Origin of the sequence: Vibrio sp. D431a, assembly GCF_030248655.1 — a bacterium.
In the GTDB taxonomy this organism is placed as follows: domain Bacteria; phylum Pseudomonadota; class Gammaproteobacteria; order Enterobacterales; family Vibrionaceae; genus Vibrio; species Vibrio alginolyticus.
On record NZ_JAHGAP010000109.1, the window covers coordinates 1 to 1,099 of the forward strand.

Sequence of the window (1,099 nt, forward strand, 5' to 3'; positions counted from 1 at the left end):
AAACCCGTACTAACGCCGCATTAAGGTGTGAGCAACGCTACTACGAACCTAAACCATTGCGCCAAAAAACACGAAACCCAACCTTGAACTGAAAATGCCAAGCGTTGGGAATCACTCTTAAATGCTTTGTTATGTATAGCGGCTAGAGAGACCAATTGTAGCTTTTGAAAAACACATGATCTATAGGAAGAACCGGGCACAACAATGCCCCTTCAAGCGGCTTACTGACCGCGATTACTTTTGAAACCTCATCAATCATTACACCAACAGATTCAAGAGAACAGTTCTGTTCGACACTTACCCCCCATTTTTCAGCTTGATTAGAAGATATAGGTTGACCTAGAAGAATGGCTACTTTGTTACCTTTTACACTGAGTGTCTGTAAATCACCTTGAGCATTAACTGCCCAATTACATGGAGAAGTTAGTTTTGTTTCAAAAATGGTAGACTCTTCAAACAAAGTACAAGATGATCCATTGTTAACTGACAGATTAAATGCTAACGAAGAAAAACTAACAAACGATAAAAGTAGCGCAGTTATTTGTTTCACTGTTTTATCTCCCAAAACCAAACTTCATCACCAAGATTAATCCAATCAGGGGCGCCTCCCTTCATATGCTCGCCATCCCAAACGTCAATGTGATCGGTACTACCCCACCCATTCCTGATAAAGATAATCCCTCTCCGACCAATTAATGATTTTTCTCTTTGATCTTTAATAAGCTCTTTATTTCCAAATATATTAGGGTTAACAGAGATCCAATTTGCTAACTCTTGGGCTGCTAAAATGTGTCTCGGACTATGTTTAAAGCCAGGGTAGCAGCGCCTATTAGGATATTTTTGGTCAAAAGTTGAAGTGTCGATACCTGTTTCCTCCAGAGCAACCCCCATACGAATAGCACACTGATTAGGAAAATGAGCCCTATCACAAGGAGATTTTGGGTATGGATGGTTTTTCCATAACTTGGCAAATTGAATTACTGACACTGTACGTACCTCACTGAAACAAAAAAAGTACTCTAACACACTCAAAATAATCAAACCTGTTTCATATTGAATAGTGCGATCATTCTTTCGAAACTCGGATACATAACGCCCT

At 39.6% G+C, this 1,099-nt stretch carries 2 protein-coding genes; both read right to left on the reverse strand.

Annotation, left to right across the window (positions count from 1 at the left end):
• Positions 1-142: 142 nt before the first annotated feature.
• Positions 143-550, reverse strand: a complete 408-nt coding sequence (locus tag KJB35_RS28300) for a hypothetical protein (protein WP_025769021.1) — start codon at positions 548-550, stop codon at positions 143-145.
• On the reverse strand, positions 547-1,099 hold a 553-nt coding region (locus tag KJB35_RS28305), incomplete at its 5' end, for a T6SS effector amidase Tae4 family protein (RefSeq protein ID WP_285469904.1). The genes KJB35_RS28305 and KJB35_RS28300, both read right to left, overlap by 4 nt.